Annotated in this window: 12 protein-coding genes and 2 tRNA genes; 6 read left to right on the top strand and 8 right to left on the bottom strand. The window is 47.0% G+C overall.

The features are described from left to right. Positions 1-77: 77 nt before the first annotated feature. From HGH91_RS22155 to HGH91_RS22145, 3 genes are all read right to left on the bottom strand, one after another. A tRNA-Leu gene (locus HGH91_RS22155) sits at positions 78-163 on the bottom strand. 20 nt (positions 164-183) lie between these two features. Next, a tRNA-Gly gene (locus tag HGH91_RS22150) sits at positions 184-256 on the bottom strand. Between the two features lie 139 nt (positions 257-395). Further along, positions 396-1,244 (bottom strand): hypothetical protein, encoded by an 849-nt coding sequence (locus HGH91_RS22145; RefSeq protein WP_168740967.1) that lies wholly within the window; start codon positions 1,242-1,244, stop codon positions 396-398. 137 nt (positions 1,245-1,381) lie between these two features. On the opposite strand from HGH91_RS22145, the gene HGH91_RS22140 reads away from it, so the two are divergent. The 3 genes from HGH91_RS22140 (at position 1,382) to HGH91_RS22130 (ending at position 3,841) form a co-directional block, all read left to right on the top strand. Continuing rightward, the gene (locus tag HGH91_RS22140) at positions 1,382-2,389 is read left to right on the top strand and encodes a DUF3667 domain-containing protein (RefSeq protein WP_168740966.1); all 1,008 of its coding nucleotides are present in this window, start codon (positions 1,382-1,384) and stop codon (positions 2,387-2,389) included. An 8-nt stretch (positions 2,390-2,397) separates the two neighbouring features. Next, positions 2,398-3,177, top strand: coding sequence for an enoyl-CoA hydratase-related protein (locus tag HGH91_RS22135; protein ID WP_168740965.1), 780 nt, complete (start codon positions 2,398-2,400; stop codon positions 3,175-3,177). A gap of 139 nt (positions 3,178-3,316) precedes the next feature. Continuing rightward, positions 3,317-3,841 (top strand): hypothetical protein, encoded by a 525-nt coding sequence (locus tag HGH91_RS22130; protein WP_168740964.1) that lies wholly within the window; start codon positions 3,317-3,319, stop codon positions 3,839-3,841. A 59-nt stretch (positions 3,842-3,900) separates the two neighbouring features. Here the strand turns inward: HGH91_RS22130 and HGH91_RS22125 are convergent, their stop codons facing one another. After that, positions 3,901-6,180 carry a Tex family protein gene (locus HGH91_RS22125; protein ID WP_168740963.1) on the bottom strand — a complete coding sequence of 760 codons (2,280 nt, stop codon included), beginning with the start codon at positions 6,178-6,180 and terminating at the stop codon, positions 3,901-3,903. A gap of 241 nt (positions 6,181-6,421) precedes the next feature. Between HGH91_RS22125 and mazG the strand changes: the two genes are divergently transcribed. Next, positions 6,422-7,192 (top strand): nucleoside triphosphate pyrophosphohydrolase, encoded by a 771-nt coding sequence (mazG, locus tag HGH91_RS22120; protein WP_168740962.1) that lies wholly within the window; start codon positions 6,422-6,424, stop codon positions 7,190-7,192. A 5-nt stretch (positions 7,193-7,197) separates the two neighbouring features. Then, a complete protein-coding gene (locus HGH91_RS22115) occupies positions 7,198-11,019 on the top strand; it encodes a sensor histidine kinase (RefSeq protein ID WP_168740961.1) in 3,822 nt (1,273 codons plus the stop codon). A gap of 153 nt (positions 11,020-11,172) precedes the next feature. Here HGH91_RS22115 and plsX read toward each other — a convergent pair whose 3' ends face one another. The 3 genes from plsX to HGH91_RS22100 are packed head-to-tail and all read right to left on the bottom strand — an operon-like array spanning position 11,173 to position 12,924. Continuing rightward, positions 11,173-12,126 carry a phosphate acyltransferase PlsX gene (gene plsX / locus HGH91_RS22110; RefSeq protein WP_168740960.1) on the bottom strand — a complete coding sequence of 318 codons (954 nt, stop codon included), beginning with the start codon at positions 12,124-12,126 and terminating at the stop codon, positions 11,173-11,175. 48 nt (positions 12,127-12,174) lie between these two features. Continuing rightward, complete coding sequence (rpmF, locus tag HGH91_RS22105; RefSeq protein WP_079473289.1) at positions 12,175-12,369, bottom strand: 50S ribosomal protein L32; 195 nt, start codon at positions 12,367-12,369, stop codon at positions 12,175-12,177. 12 nt (positions 12,370-12,381) lie between these two features. After that, a complete protein-coding gene (locus HGH91_RS22100) occupies positions 12,382-12,924 on the bottom strand; it encodes a YceD family protein (protein ID WP_168740959.1) in 543 nt (180 codons plus the stop codon). Positions 12,925-13,167: 243 nt separating this feature from the next. On the opposite strand from HGH91_RS22100, the gene HGH91_RS22095 reads away from it, so the two are divergent. Further along, positions 13,168-15,600, top strand: coding sequence for a PAS domain S-box protein (locus HGH91_RS22095; protein ID WP_168740958.1), 2,433 nt, complete (start codon positions 13,168-13,170; stop codon positions 15,598-15,600). On the opposite strand, the gene HGH91_RS22090 is transcribed toward HGH91_RS22095, so the two are convergent. After that, positions 15,592-16,470 carry a fructosamine kinase family protein gene (locus HGH91_RS22090; protein ID WP_168740957.1) on the bottom strand — a complete coding sequence of 293 codons (879 nt, stop codon included), beginning with the start codon at positions 16,468-16,470 and terminating at the stop codon, positions 15,592-15,594. The genes HGH91_RS22095 and HGH91_RS22090 overlap by 9 nt on opposite strands. Between the last annotated feature and the right edge of the window lie 14 nt (positions 16,471-16,484).

Raw genomic sequence — 16,484 nt, 5'->3', positions numbered from 1 at the left:
ACGATTCTCCTACAAACAAAAAAGGCACCGCTTCCGCGATGCCTTTAAAGCAACTTTAGTGCGCCAGCACCATTTTGTACCCCAGATGGGAGTTGAACCCACACTCGCATTGCTGCGAACGGGATTTTAAGTCCCGCGTGTCTACCAATTCCACCACCAGGGTCCGTGTTGAATTGAATTCAGAGCGGAAGACCGGGCTCGAACCGGCCACCCCGACCTTGGCAAGGTCGTGCTCTACCAAATGAGCTACTTCCGCTTTTCTAAAGAACTTTCCAACGATAATTGCAGTGGCTTTTTTTCGTTGGGATTGCAAAGATAGGAATCTTTTCGAAGTTGCAAAATTTTTTCCTCGCTGAATTAAAATATTTTATGAATTCCGTTTTTTTTACCTGCGTTTATGGATTAAGATCATAGTCATATTTCACCATACCAAGCAGTTCCTTTCCTTTGCCATAGCACGTTTCCTTCAAAGGTAAGCCATTCGGCTGATATTCGTATTGCCAGATCGTATAAGTCGACGTTTGGGCGTTCACGGTAGTCATCTTCAACAACTGCCCCTGGTCATTATACTCGAAAATATAATCAGGAAGCATCCGCTTCTTGGAGGGCTGATAGCGGTATACATCTGTTAACCGCCCCGCCTTATCGTAATTATAAAACGTACGCTTGGCCGGTGTACCGCGGCGCTGTTCCAGCTCTTCTGTCACATGACCGCTGCTGTCTGTTTTGAAAGATATCAGCGCAGAATCCCCACCATTGCCCTTTTTCTGTATCATCTGCTGTAAGTGCCCCTGGCTATCGTAACTATAGCTGCGGGTTTCATCAAAACGCATTTTGCTGTCCCTCGCAGTAGAAGTGCTGCTGATATATTGTAAACGCCCCTCGTCGGTGTAACGGTACAGTGTAATGGTGATGCTGGCAGCCGAACTATCCACTGTTTTGGTCAGCTGCCCCCTGGCGGTAAACGAAGATACGGTGGCAGAATAGCCGGTAGAAATCGACTGCGTCTGGGAACGCATCTGGTGATAGGTAGGACTCAAACTACGCTCACAGCGGAAGTCCTTGTCCATTTCCATATTGGCATCCAGGGTCTGTACCTTCTGCACTTTTACCTTATTGGCCTTCAATAAGGCCATGGTGGCTGTTGTTTGATCTGTATTGTAAATGTCCTGGAAGTAATATTGACTAAACCCCCTGCCTGCAATGGCCAGCATTCCCAATGCCAGTAGTATCGTTTTCTTCATGAACGTAAAAATCGCTGATTTTTAATTGTGACAAAAGTAAAACGCAAAATTCATATTAAAATTTTTTAATCGGAACAGGGACGCCCCGTAATTTTTGATATCTTGTGGCATTTTCAACCAACAACCGATCTAACCGCTTGAAAACGCAACCACTACGTAAGGAAAAGAACTGTCTTAACTGCGGTACGGAAGTGCCGGAACGTTACTGTACCCACTGCGGACAGGAAAATACGGTACAACATGAAACCTTTGGCCACCTGGTAGGCCATTTCGTAGCAGATATCTTTCATTACGATTCCCAGTTCCTGACTACGCTCAAAGCCTTGCTGGTCAAACCAGGATTCCTTACCAGGGAGTATATGGCGGGTAGGAGAGTACGCTATGTAAATCCGATTAAACTATATGTATTTGTTTCCTTCGTCTTCTTCTTTGGTGTGCTGGCCCTGAATTCCAGCCATAAAGAGGAAAATGGAGAGGATGAAATGGCAGAGGAAACACTGCTCAATACCGGTATCGGTAAAGATACCATCCGGCTGGCTGCCGGCACCGCCGGGCTCAAAAAAGCATTTGAAAATGACAGCTCCGCTACCGGCCGTAGAATAGAGGAACTGGCTACCTCGATGAATAATGTGAAGTCCGCCCGCGAGTTCGATTCCCTGCAACAGGCATTGCCCGATTCCCAGCGCCTGAATGGCGTAGCCAGAAAATTAATGCGCAGGATGGTGGAGGTGCAACATAAATACGGAAAAGATACACAGGCGGTCATCGTGGAAATGTTCCAGCATAACCTGCCCAAGCTGATGTTCATACTGCTCCCGCTTTTCGCATTGTTCATGAAATGGATGTACGACCGGAAAAAATGGCTCTACGCCGATCATGCCATTTTCGCTATCCACCTGCATACCTTCGCTTTCATCATCGGTCTGCTGGCATCCATACTTACAGCCATTTTTCATAAGGGTATATTCCTTACCATCTGCTACTGGTCTATTGTTATTTACCTGGTGCTGGCCCTCCGGAATAACTATCACCAGTCATTAGTAAAGTCTTTATTTAAAAGCATTTTCCTGCTGGGCATTTACCTGTTGTCCGCTGGTATTGTATTCCTTGGCTTCCTGGTGCTTATATTTGGAATATTTCTTTAAATTTAGAAATGCAACCAGAATATATCATCATACACCAACAAGTAGCGCCATTTGTGGCCCATATCCAACTCAATCGCCCTAAAGAGTTGAATGCACTCAACCTCCAGCTGATGAGCGAGTTGAGAGATGCACTCAAAATGCTGGATGCCGATGACCAGGTAAGGGCTATTGTACTCAGTGGCAACGAAAAAGCCTTCGCCGCTGGCGCCGATATTAAACAAATGGCCAACAAATCCGCCATCGATATGTATAATATCGACCAGTTCAGTACCTGGGATACCATAAAAAAAATAAAGAAACCCATTATAGCAGCGGTGAGCGGCTTCGCCCTGGGTGGTGGCTGTGAACTGACAATGCTCTGCGATATGATCGTAGCCAGCGAAACAGCCCGGTTCGGCCAGCCGGAAATAAAGCTGGGCATCATGCCCGGCGCCGGCGGTACCCAACGTCTCACCCGGGCCGTAGGAAAAGCCCTTGCCATGGAAATGGTGCTCACCGGGCGATTTATTACGGCAACAGAGGCCCTGCAGGCGGGCTTGATAAATCGCGTAGTGCCCGCAGAACTATTTTTGCAGGAAGCCATTAAACTGGCCGCCGAAACCGCTACAATGAGCCCTGTAGCGCTTAAAATGGCCAAAGAAGCCGTGCTTAAAGCATTTGATACCAGCCTCGAAGAAGGATTACATTTTGAACGTAAAAATTTTTATCTTCTATTTGCATCCGAAGATCAGCAGGAAGGCATGCAGGCATTTGTAGAAAAAAGATCACCCGAATTCAAAGGAAAATAGCACTATTTTATTGAAAACCATTAAACATTTCTATAATCTGACTTGTTAACCTTCCACTGACAAAATATCGTATATACATTGCGGGAAAGTGGTGCCTGTCAGTGTTTTTGTAACCCCGTCAAAAATTAAAAAATTAACCATGAGTGCGAAACGGATTCCGGTGGCGTCACTGATATCATTTACGCTTTGTATTGTAGCCTGTAGTGGTCCCGGTCAACAGGTAAGGGCTGTTGTACTGGCAGATGAAACAACGTTACCCGCCACAGATACTATGATCGCCGCCGGCGATACTATTCAGACCGACCAGGTAGCTTCCTGGAACTCTTTCCTGTTCTACGACGGCAAATATGCCATGGAATGTGGCGTATTCGAAAAAGAACCGCTGAAACGCCGCTTCGAAGCCCTGATCAGCAAAGCCCGGAAAACTTTTTTCGAACGGTTTAAAGTAACACCTCCCATCGAAGTAGAAAGCCAGATCCTCTTCAACGAAGGATATATGCCGGGAAAATCAGGCTACGATGAGGCCGCATTGGCAATAGACATCGATCGGGATATCATCTATGTAGGTATCACAGTCAACCGCAGCCTGCTCCTTTTCAGCGAAAAAGGAGATACCGACTACCCGGAGAAATTCCTGCAATGGATGCAGAAATTTGAACGCTGATCATAAAAAAAGCCCCCGCTACAAGCGAGGGCCTCTTTTTATAATATCGGTCACTGTCATCAATGATCAAATTTATTCTTTAACGCGGCCAGCTTAGCCTGGAAATCGTTTAACGGCGCTTCCTTCGCGGCTGGTTTATCCTTGCGCGGCTCGCGGCGTGCATCGTTATTAGGGCGGGAATCCTGGTTTTTACGCTGCCCTGGCGCTCCGCCGGCATTGCTGTCTTTCATCGACAAAGAAATACGCTTACGTGCTACATCTATTTCCAATACCGTTACCTGCACCTTCTGATTCAGCTTCACCGCCTCGTTAGGATTGCTGATAAATTTATTGGAGAGATGGGAAATATGCACCAGCCCATCCTGCTTCACACCTATATCCACGAACGCTCCAAACGCAGTAATGTTCGTTACTACGCCCGGCAGTACCATACCCGGTTTCACATCTTCCATCTTATGAATGCCTTCTGCATATTCAAAGATGGAGATCTCATCCCTGGGGTCGCGGCTGGGCTTAGCCAGCTCCTTTAGGATATCTTCCAATGTCAGCAAACCTACTTCCTCACTTACATAATCTTTCGGATTGATCTGCTTCCGTAGATCGTCTTTACTCATCAGGTCGGGTACTGTGCAATGCTGCTTTTCCGCCATATTCTTAATGAGGTCGTAACGCTCCGGATGCACCGCTGAATTATCCAGTGGATTATCCCCATTTTCAATACGGAGGAAGCCGGCGCATTGCTCAAATGCTTTATCTCCCAAACGATGTACTTTCTTCAACTGCATACGGTTACTGAAAGCCCCGTTTTCTTTACGGTATTTTACGATGTTTTCCGCCAGGGAAGGACCCAGACCGGAAATATAGGCCAGCAAATGCTTGGAAGCGGTATTCAGGTTTACCCCCACGTTATTTACACAACTCACTACCACGCGGTCCAGGCTCTGTTTTAGCGACGACTGGCTCACATCATGCTGGTATTGCCCTACACCAATAGCTTTAGGATCTATCTTCACCAGCTCGGCCAGCGGATCTATCAAACGACGGCCAATGGAAACGGCTCCCCTTACGGTTACATCGTAGTCGGGGAACTCTTCCCGCGCTACTTCTGAAGCAGAATACACAGAAGCACCGCTCTCGTTCACCATAAATACATTGATCTTCTTCCCAAAGTCGATCTTCTTCACAAACTCCTCTGTTTCACGGCCAGCAGTACCATTACCTACAGCGATGGCAGCGGTATCATATTTATCAGCCCACTTTTTCAGCAGGGCCTCAGCATCATCCCGTTTGTAATTTTTTTCCAGTGGGAAAATAACATCGTTCGCCTGCATATTACCCTGGTTGTCCAGCGCTACTATTTTACAACCGGTTCTGTAACCAGGGTCGATGGCAATAACGCCTTTAGGGCCCAATGGCGCTGCGAGCAGCAACTGGCGCAGGTTTTCAGCAAATACTTCTATCGCTTCGGCATCTGCTTTTTCCTTGGCCACTGCCCTGAACTCATTTTCCAGGGAAGGACGCAACAGGCGTTTGTACGCATCGGCAGCAGCTTTGGTTACCTGCTCTGCAGCAGCGCCTTTACCGGTTACAAATTGTTTGTTGATCAGCGCATTCGCATCTTCTTCTACCGGTGCTATAGAGCTAAACAGGATACCCTCGTTTTCAGCCCGTAATATAGCCAGCACCCGGTGAGAAGGCATCTCCCGCAAATCCTCTGAAAACTCGAAATAGTCTTTATATTTATCACCGTCCGCTTCTTTACCTTCTACTACTTTAGAGGTAAGTTTAGCAGTATTGGTAAACAGTTTACGCAGCTTATCGCGGCACTCGGCATTTTCATTGATCCATTCCGCAATAATATCACGGGCGCCTTTCAGGGCCTCTTCAGACGAAGCTACCTGCTCGTTGATAAAGGTTTCCGCAGCGGCAGTATCGGTGTCCTGCTGCTCAAACAACAGCTTGGCCAAAGGCTCCAATCCCTTTTCAATAGCCACCGTCGCACGCGTTTTACGCTTGGGTTTATAAGGCAGATAAATGTCTTCCAGCTCCGCCAATACCCAGGTCTCTTCCAGTTTGGCCAGCAGCTCAGGGGTCATTTTCTCTTGCTCCGTAATCGTTTTGATAATAAACTCACGACGATCATCCACTTCTTTGTAACGCTTCTGCAGGTCCTCTATACGGCCTATCTGTACTTCATCCAGGCTGCCAGTTACCTCTTTACGGTAACGACTGATGAACGGAACGGTAGAACCTTCGGATAACAGGGTCATAGTATTTTCTGCCTGCTTGCCGGAAATACCTAACTCCGATGAAATAAGCGCAATGTGTTTCGGATTCATAACTCAATACTTTTTTGGGATTTTTGATTGTCAGTTCTTTCGATTCCATTACGGCAAAAAATCCTTTGCAGCAACAAAATACAGCTACTCCCCAACCATGAAATCACTACAATTTTATAGCTCGCAAATGTAAGTAAAATGGGCTTTTAACCAAGAAAAAGAAATCCCCAATTTTACAGGTTTTCCCCCGCCAGGAGCCTAAATATCAAAATCCCCGAAATGATCCCTATTTTTACAAAATATGGAAAAGACAGCTACTTTTGATCGCCTCCTGCAGATCATGGACGATTTAAGGGAAAAATGCCCCTGGGACCGCAAGCAAACCATCCAAACGCTCCGGCAGCTCACTATCGAGGAAACTTATGAGCTGGCCGATGCCATCACTGAAGAAAACTGGAAGGCTATCAGGGAAGAACTGGGCGATATCCTCCTGCATATCGTGTTTTATGCCAAAATAGGCTCGGAACAGCAACAATTTGATATCAACGACGTCATCAACGGCGTATGTGATAAACTCATCCACCGCCACCCACATATCTACGGCGATGTTAAAGCCGAAACGGAAGACCAGGTGAAGCAAAACTGGGAAAAACTGAAGCTCAAAGAAGGCAAAAAATCAGTGCTCAGCGGTGTGCCACAATCACTGCCCGCCCTGGTGAAAGCGATGCGCCTCCAGGAAAAAGCCAAACAAACTGGCTTCGAATGGGATACCACCAGCCAGGTATGGGATAAAGTAAAGGAAGAAGTGACAGAACTGGAAGAAGTGGTCCAAACGGGGAATAAAGAACAGATAGAAGACGAATTTGGCGACGTGATGTTCTCCCTCGTCAACTACTCCCGCTTCCTCGATATCGATGCGGAAAACGCCCTGGAACGTACCAACAAAAAATTCCAGCGCCGCTTCCAGGCCATGGAAGCCATGGCCCTGCAACAAGGCCGCACCCTCAATGATATGAACTTACCGGAAATGGATACACTCTGGAACCAGGTGAAAGCCACCGAAAAATTATAAACGCATTGATCGACGCTAAAGAAATAAGACTCTTTTTCCTCCGGCATGGATACCTGTTGATCGTGGCTGCCTGGCTTTTTACCTTTGCTTTCCTGTTCAGCAACTACTGGTCGTACTACTCCTCGCCACAAGGCGTGAAACGCAGCATGGAGAAAAGTATCCACCAGCGCGAAAAAGACTTTCAACGCCTGGTGGCTGATACTTCGCTCACCAACGCCCTGCTGCAACGCAACTATAGCCAGAAAACGCTGGACCAGCTCACTAACCAACCTGAATACTATCTCTTCGCCTACGACTCTTCCAACTCCGGCGTATGGCTTACCTTCTGGAATACCAGCCAGGTGCAACCAGATGAACTGCAAACGACCCTGCAAGCGGGCGACCGGTTCATGAAGCTGAAAAACGGCTATTATGAAGTGCTTACCCGCCGGATGAAATCTACCGCCGCACACCAGCAATTCCTGGTAGGCGTAATACCGGTGCGCATGGAATATGCCATCAAAAACAGTTACCTCGTCAGCCACTTTTACCATAAGGAAGAACTGGGCGATGAATATAGCATCCTGCGGGAAATGCCAGCCCTGCAGCTGCCGGAACATATTATCCTGCCGGTGAATAACGGAAACGGACAAACGCTTTTTTATCTCGACTATAACGCCGGTATGCACGTGCATCCACCCAATAACCTGAGCGTACTGCTGCGGGTACTGGGCTGTATCTGCGTGCTGATATTCCTGAACCTCTTTGCCACCTTACTGGCGAAAACCACGAACCCGCTGTATGGCTTCCTGTTCCTGTTTCTCATTGTATTCGGGCTCCGGGTACTTAGCTATATGTACCCCTTCCCGTTCGACCTGAAAGAGCTCAACATCTTCGACCCCAGGATCTACGCGAAAGATGAGGTGTTTTATTCCCTCGGCGACCTGCTCGTCAACGTACTGCTCGCATTCTGGATGGTCCTCTTTTTCCGGGAACACGTAAAAACCATCAACCCGCCGGTGATCCGGAACCGCTGGCTGCAAAGCGGGGTCATCATCGTTGCCAGCCTCATTCTCTATATCGTAGAGCAATTCATGGCCGACCTGATCCAAAGCCTGGTAATCGATTCCAAAATATCGTTTGATGTAACCAACTTTATCAGCCTGCCGGAATACAGTATTATGTACAGTGTCATCGGCTTTGTAGTCCTCGGATTCATTTCGTTCAGCTTTTTATTCTTCTCCCAGATTATTAACTACCTGCTCAATGAACTCACCAATTTCCAGTACCGTACCAAGTACATCTGGCTGGGAGCTGTAGGTATTATCTGGCTGGTGTTCCGGGTGCATAATCCTGAATTGCCCTTCTCCATATCCATGGTGATCTGGCTATTGCTGTATATCGTACTGCTCGATTTTATTGCCGACCGCTTCGAAAGCAGCCTGGCTACAGTTCCATTCCTGTTCTGGCTTTTCCTGTTGACCATCACCACCTCTGGCGCACTCGTACATTACAACAATCACAAAGAATTATATGCGCGGGAGAAGCTGGCGGAAGACCTGTCTAAACAGAAAGATCCTTACCTGGAAATGCTGCTGAATGATATCGGGAAAAAAATAGAACAGGATGAAACCATCCAGTTTTTCTTCCAGGACCACGGCGCCAGGGACCGCCGTAAGGCGGCCTTCGATGAACTCCTGCAGAAATATTTCCAGGGATACCTGAGCCGGTTTAAGGTAAATATCTATGCCTACGATGAAAACGGCGCCTCCCTGTTTTCTTCGGACACCGTGAGCCTGATGACTTTTAACCGGTTGATGTTTACCAACCCGGAAGCCGCGTCTTCACTGGTTCCTGGCAACGATCTATATTATTACGAACGCAGTTTCAACGACTATAGCTATATCGCCAAAAAGGAATTTCGTAAAGCCAATAACGACGTTGCCGGTTGGCTGGTGTACACTTTATCGCCCAAACCGGTGAGCAGCGATCGCCTTTACCCCGAACTACTGGTGGAAGGCGACCTCTCTGATCCCGGCCGCGAATACGCCGGCACCTATTCCTTTGCGGTATACGATAAAGGCATACTCGTAAGCAATAACAACGACTTTCCATTCCCTATACGCCTCTATCCGCATGATCTTCCCGTTGCTGATGTAGAGATAAGATCTGTTAAAGGCTATTCTGAGCTGATCTATAGAGCGTCGGCCGAAAAAGTAGTGATGGTAGTAAAGGAAAACAGGATGTTTATAGAGTTCATTACGCTCTTTGCCTACATGTTTTGCCTGTTCCTGCTCATCATCGTCATCTACAAGGCTTTCGACCTGCTCATCAAAGCCAGGATGCGCCTGGCCAACCTGCGGAGCCTTATCAATGTAAACATCCGCAAGAAAGTACATGGTACTATCATTTTCGTTATCGTATTTTCCTTCCTCATCCTCGGTATCACTACCATCAAATTCTTCATCTACCGCTCGGAAGCGCAAAATCGTGAGCGCCTGAGTAAAACCATGAGGGAGGTAGCGAAGGATGTGGAAAAAGTATTCGAAAATCAGCGCGATCTCGACCAGGTGGGGGATATATACGACTCTGAACTGATGAAGAAATTGTCGGCCTCCCTTTCTGATATCGCCGATGAAAGGGCGCTCGATATCAATATATACGACCGGGATGGCAACCTGCAGCTCACCACGCAGCCGCTGATGACCGACAAAGGGCTGATTTCCTCCAAAATGGATCCACAGGCCTATTTCCGCCTTTTCCGCGAGGAGCAGATCCAGTTTATCCATACGGAATATATTGGTATCATGCCTTTCCTGTCGGGCTACATGCCCCTGCGTAATCATGATACCCACGAGGTGATCGCTTACCTGAATGTGCCGTATTTTGCTACTCAAACAGAGCTGAATCAACAGATATCCAACTTCCTGGTAGCGCTGATTAACTTCAACGCCTTTATCTTCCTCATTGCCGGTATGCTGGCATTGCTGATCACCAACTCTATCACCCGTTCCTTCTCCCTGGTAACGGAAAAGCTGCGTCACGTGAACCTGGGGCAGCGTAACGATGAAATAGAATGGGATAAAGACGATGAAATCGGCGCGCTGGTAAAAGAATATAACAAAATGGTGCGTAAGCTGGAAGTGAGTGCGGCAAGGCTGGCCAAGAGCGAGCGGGAGGGGGCCTGGAGAGAAATGGCCCGCCAGGTAGCCCACGAAATCAAGAATCCGCTTACCCCCATGAAGTTGAGTATCCAATACCTGCAACGCGCTATTGCCGGCGATTCGCCCAATGTAAAGGAGCTGTCGCGCAACGTAGCAGGCACGCTGGTAGAGCAGATCGAGCACCTGTCCAATATAGCGTCCGACTTTTCGGCCTTTGCCCGCATCGGGGAACCGAACAACGAAACCGTGTTGCTGAATGAGGTGGTGCACTCACTTACTTCACTGTACCAGGGACATGAAGACTGTGAAGTTATTTACCTCATGCCGGAGCAGGACTTTTATGTATTTGCCGATAAAACGCAGATGAACCGGCTCTTTACCAACCTGTTGCTCAATGCTATACAAGCCATTCCCGACGACAGGAAAGGGCAGATCAGGGTGCGCTTACAGAAAACTGCCGACCAGTACGTGATCGTCAGTGTAGCGGATAACGGACAAGGTATTTCAACAGAGGTACAGTCCCGCATCTTTGTGCCTAATTTTACGACCAAGTCTTCCGGTACCGGCCTGGGCCTGGCCATGTGTAAAAACATTGCGGAACAGGCCCGCGGGGAAATATGGTTTGAAACCATCCTCAATGAAGGCACTACTTTTTACGTAAAACTGCCGCTCACCCAGGAATAATAGATTCACGCAAAGGCGCTAAGCAGCTAAGACACAAAGATTGTTGATCAACTTCTTTGCTTCTTAGCTGCTTAGCGCCTTTGCGTGAGCAACAATAAAAAAACCGTTTCGATCATTCGAAACGGTTTTTTTAAATAACTTCTTCGGCAAGGATTATTGTACTTCTTTTGCTACAAAGCTCTCTTTAATTTTCTCCAACAGTTTGCTGTCGATAATTTGTTGTGCCAGTTGTATCATGTTTTTGAAGGCCATTCCTTTGGAAATACCGTGACCGATAATTACAGGTTTGGAAACGCCTAAAACGGGAGTACCGCCGTATGATTCAAAATCCAGTTTGTTAATGTATTCATCATGAATATTGCGTTTTACCGCGATTTCATGGAATGATTCTGCCATTTTCAGCACCACGTTACCAGTAAAACCTTCACAAACAATTACATCTGATTTTTCAGAGAAGATATCTCTACCTTCAATGTTACCAACGAAATTGATTTGTTTGTTTTCTTTTAACAGGGGATAGGTGGCTTGCGCAAGCAGGTTGCCTTTGCCTTCTTCTTCACCGATATTCAGCAAGCCTATCTTAGGATTGTTAACCTTCAGGATATGCTTGGAGTATAGGGAACCAAGGAGGGCAAATTGCGCCAGGTTTTCAGGTTTGCAGTCGGCATTGATACCTACATCGAGTAACAGACCGTACGAACCGTTTTCACGGGGTACCAGGGTAGATATAGTAGGACGTTGCACTCCTTCTATGGCCTTAATAGAATAATAGGTGCCTACCATCATGGCGCCGGTATTACCAGCACTGATGAAAGCATCTACTTTTCCTTCCTTCAATAAATGAAAACCGATTGAGATAGATGAATGTGGCTTCTCTTTCAGCGCCTTAGTAGGATGTTCATCCATCCCAATTACCTGGGATGAATGAACAACTGAATATTTTGATTGGTCCAGCTGTGCAGCTGTTAATAAAGGAGCCAACTGTTGCTCGTCTCCTATCAATACCAGATGCACATCAGATGCAACAGTGTCTAAATATACTTTTACTCCTTTTACTGCTTCTGCGGGGGCGAAGTCGCCTCCCATCATATCAAGCCCGATTCTCATGTAACTCAAGTTTGTTCTTGTTAGCTCGGGTAAAAATAAGTAAAATAATTATTTAGCTGCGCTCTGTTTTTCCAACACTACTTTACCTCTGTAGTACAGTTTGTTTTCCACCCAATGAGCACGGTGTCTCAGGTGCACTTCACCGGTTGCGCTGTCTGTGCTTAAAGTATCCGCTACCGCCTTATAATGCGTTCTTCTCTTTGCTGATCTTTGCTGAGAATGTCTGCGTTTAGGATTTGGCATTTTATTTAATTTTTAATTGTCCTTAAATTTATCCAACCCTTTCCAGATTGGGTTATCATTTTCTTTTGCCTGCTGGTTCATTTGCTCCAGCATTTCAATCGCCTTCGGATTACATCCACTCTTGCCATCGGCATTGTCGGGATGGATCCGCTGCATTGGAATGCTCAAATGGATGAATTCGTAGATATATTCTGCCACATTTAAATGGCTTTCTGTTTTCAATATATACGAAACTTCCGGATCCTCTTCATCGTTTGCCAGCTGTTCCGGATGCTCTACCAGCTTTACTACCTGGTTAAAATCATCCCAAAGCTGCATTTCAAAGGGCTCGCCACAACGGTCACATGTAACAGTTACCTTCCCGCCAATCTCAAATTTCAACAAAAAGAAATTGCTCTTTTTGTCTAATAAGAGGTTGACAGTCACCGCACAATTGCTGAAATCCTTCGGCTCTTCGAAATTATCAAAGAAACTATCTCCGATAGCATACTGAAATGAATGAACCCCCGGATTTAATCCGACAAAGGCAATATCAAATTCGCGGAGTGGTTTCATATCAATATCCTCACTTTTAGAGGGATGCAAAGGTAATTAAATATTTGCAATTGCAAAAATTTCATAAATTTGTTCACTAACGATATCTTATTTATATATATATTTATATCATAAAATATCAGCCATATTGATGTTGTGACATCGGGCGTGAGGCGCAAAGGTACGGAATTCACCTTTATCTTATACCTGTTTTTCGCAATTCAACAATTATTGAAAACCCGTAGTCCCCTATTCCATCAATAGATGAAGGCCACTGGAAGAAAGAGTAAGAAAACAATTGCTTCTGAGCACACCGGCATGCCAGCAAACGGCGCACCGGACATCTTTTCTCTGCCCATTACCGCCTGGCTTAATAGTACCAATGCCGGCATCCTGGTAACCAATGAAAAATTCCGCTGCATTTGGATAAACGACATCTTTGCACAATACATGGGAAAGGAATCTCCCATCAACCGGACTTATACCGATCTCATCCGGTTCTTTAAGCCCATGGTCGACGAAAACGTCCCACTGGAAGCAAAGATGAAGTCCCTCCGCCGGGATAAAAAGCCCTGGTTTGGCTGGGAAGTCCCCTTCCGTAACGGACAGATATGGGAAATCACCTATCTCCCCGTATTCAATGGCCACGGCTTCAGCGGAAGCATCTGGCAGGCCATCGACGTCACCCGCCGCCATCATACGCAGGAAGCCATCCGGCGCAATGAGGAAAAATTCAGGGTCATCCTCAATAACCTCAACGCTGCCATGTGCGAAACCGACGTCAAAGGCAATATTACCCGCGTATACGAAAGCTTCTGTCGCCTTTCCGGCTACCAGGAAAATGAACTGATCGGTAAAAATATTACAGATGTCTTCGTGCCGGAACAAAACCGCGCCTTCGCCAGGGCCCTCCGCAGAAAACGCCTGGAGGAAAACGTTCCCCTGGTGTACGACATGGAAATAAAGCTGAAAGACGGCTCCCACCGGTGGATATTGGCCAGCTCCACGAATATCTACGACCACAACGGCCGTATTACCGGAGGAGCAGGCATCCATATGGACATTACCGGGCAAAAGAAACTGCAAACCGATCTCGAGGAAGCCCGCAAACAGGCCGACGAGGCCCGCCATGCACAGAAAGACTTCCTCGCCAGCATGAGCCACGAAATCAGGACACCGCTCAACGCCATCATCGGTATGGCCCACCTCCTGGAAGAAACCCAGCTGGACCCACAACAGAAAGAATACGTTAACATACTTAAACACTCTTCCGGCATACTGCTGGGCATCGTCAGTGATATTCTCGATATTTCACGGATAGAAGCCGGGGAAATACAAGTCAACCAACGCGAATTCAACCTCCGCGAACTGATTCAATCCCTCCGCCATACTTTCGAACTAAAACTGGGCCGCCGACCCGTGAAAATCACCGCCGAACTGGAGGCCAGCCTCAATACCTGGCTCATCGGCGACAACGTGCTACTGAACCAAATACTACTCAATTTGTTAGGAAATGCAGAGAAGTTTACCAATGAAGGTGAAATTGCTATCAAAGCCACCCAGGAAAGTTGGCTGGATAACAAACTCTGGATACGGTTCCGCGTGGCAGATACCGGCATCGGCATCCGGAAAGATAAATTGGAACTGATCTTTAAAAACTATAAACAGGCAGAAGGAGATATCCGCGAAAAATATGGCGGCACCGGCCTGGGCCTCGCCATCGCTAAACAACTGGTGGAATTCCAGGGAGGTACTATCGCCGTGGAAGAACTGCCCGGTTTTAATACCTGCTTCAGTTTCAATATCCCCTTTATGGATAGCCGGCGCCCCCTCACCACCAACGCCGGAAAACTAAGCAGAAAGCTCTTGCAAAGATCCTTCGAACATGCCCGGGTACTCGTCGTAGAGGATAATCAAATGAACCTCCGATATATCATGAGCCTGCTCGAAAAATATAAAATCAACTATCAGCTCGCTACCAACGGGCCCGATGCTACCTATTTTCTGGACTCCAGGCAATACGACCTTATCCTCATGGACATCCGTATCCCGGGGATGAACGGACTGGAACTGGCGCAAAAAATCAGACTGGACGAACAACAACCCAATGTGGCTACTCCCGTTATTGCCACCACCGCCGTAGCCATGGAAAGCACCGCTACAATGGCCAGAGAAGCAGGAATAACCGACATTCTCACAAAACCGTACACGCCAGACCAGCTATTGCAGATTTTTAATAAATATCTCAACGAAGACGAAACAGAACTAATAATGGAAGAAGTGCAGCACCTAAGTGGGTTTGAGTTTAATAGCGATTTGGACGTAAAGTATCTCACAGATCTCTATGAGGGTAACATTTCCTATGCCGCCGACTTGTTCGAAATCTTTATCAGAACTATCCGCGATGAAATCAGAAAAATTGACGTACTGGTCGACCACCGCGACTGGGAACAAATGAAATTTCAGGTGCATAAACTGAAGCCCAACTTCGCCATGGTGGGCCTCACCTGGATCAACGCCAAAATGCAGGAGCTGGAAAATCAACTCCGCTTCAACCAGGAAGCATACAGCACCGAAATCACCCAGCTATTTACCGAAATCAAGGAAGACCTGGATAAATACTACCCGCTGGTGGAAGAAGAATATCATAAAATGCGCGACTTTATCGACACACTCCCCGGCGACACATCAATATGATTGCAAAATCTCCCGGATACTGTTGTAATAATTACCGCCAAACAATAATAAATGCACCATTAAAGGATATAACTGGCAAATGCCTATCCGTTGTTGCCAGCCCGACGATAATGGATAGGCTGCCTGGTAAGCATAGTAAAAACGGGTATCAAATCCGCCGAAAAGCCGGGTCATAGCCAAATCCATCTCCCTATGCCCGTAATATACTGCCGGATCAAATACACAAACTTTCCCCTTGCTGCCTACCATAAAATTGCCTGACCATAAATCCCCATGCAATAAAGCAGGCGCTTCTGGCGGAAATATATGCGGCAACTGCCGGCATAAGGTTTCCACCTGCTGTACCATCTGCTTATCTGCAATCTGCTGGTCATACGCCATCCGGATAAGCGGCAACAACCGGTTAAACGCATAAAACACTGCCCAGCTGCTGTAAGGCGTATTGTATTGCTTTAAACTTCCAATATAATTAGGCCCGTTATAACCAAAGTGAGGCTGCGTTACTTTGTGCTGCCGGGCCAGCGATACCGCAAAATCATCCCAGAAACCGCTAAGCGCGGGCCCCTTTGTTAAAAACTCCAGCAACAGGTAAGCCTGTCCATTCACCCGCCCGTAACCCAGCGGTTTCGGCGTATCCAGCGCCCGAGCCGACTGCAACTCCAGTAAACCCGCGTATTCCTGCGCAAACATATCCGGAAAACGTGCGCCATCATTCATCTTCACAAAAAAATATCCCTCGTTGGTGGCTATACGAAAAGATTTATTAATATCGCCCCCATGAACGCTTTTTGCCTCATTTATATGTATTTTTACCTTCAATTGCTCGGAGAGCGCCGTACTCAACTGCTTTTGTAGAATTTCATCTATCATGTTCCGCCACATTA

Source organism: Chitinophaga eiseniae (assembly GCF_012641265.1).
Classification (GTDB): Bacteria; Bacteroidota; Bacteroidia; order Chitinophagales; family Chitinophagaceae; genus Chitinophaga; species Chitinophaga eiseniae_A.
The sequence above is the reverse complement of the archived record's forward strand: the minus strand, read 5'-3'. Positions and strand labels throughout refer to the sequence as shown.

Coding starts and splice junctions, on each gene's coding strand:
- HGH91_RS22095 (WP_168740958.1), top strand. CDS start 13,168: ATGAAGGCCACTGGAAGAAAGAGTAAGAAAACAATTGCTTCTGAGCAC.
- HGH91_RS22145 (WP_168740967.1), bottom strand. CDS start 1,244: ATGAAGAAAACGATACTACTGGCATTGGGAATGCTGGCCATTGCAGGC.
- HGH91_RS22135 (WP_168740965.1), top strand. CDS start 2,398: ATGCAACCAGAATATATCATCATACACCAACAAGTAGCGCCATTTGTG.
- HGH91_RS22125 (WP_168740963.1), bottom strand. CDS start 6,180: ATGAATCCGAAACACATTGCGCTTATTTCATCGGAGTTAGGTATTTCC.
- mazG (WP_168740962.1), top strand. CDS start 6,422: ATGGAAAAGACAGCTACTTTTGATCGCCTCCTGCAGATCATGGACGAT.
- HGH91_RS22130 (WP_168740964.1), top strand. CDS start 3,317: ATGAGTGCGAAACGGATTCCGGTGGCGTCACTGATATCATTTACGCTT.
- HGH91_RS22100 (WP_168740959.1), bottom strand. CDS start 12,924: ATGAAACCACTCCGCGAATTTGATATTGCCTTTGTCGGATTAAATCCG.
- plsX (WP_168740960.1), bottom strand. CDS start 12,126: ATGAGAATCGGGCTTGATATGATGGGAGGCGACTTCGCCCCCGCAGAA.
- HGH91_RS22090 (WP_168740957.1), bottom strand. CDS start 16,470: ATGATAGATGAAATTCTACAAAAGCAGTTGAGTACGGCGCTCTCCGAG.
- rpmF (WP_079473289.1), bottom strand. CDS start 12,369: ATGCCAAATCCTAAACGCAGACATTCTCAGCAAAGATCAGCAAAGAGA.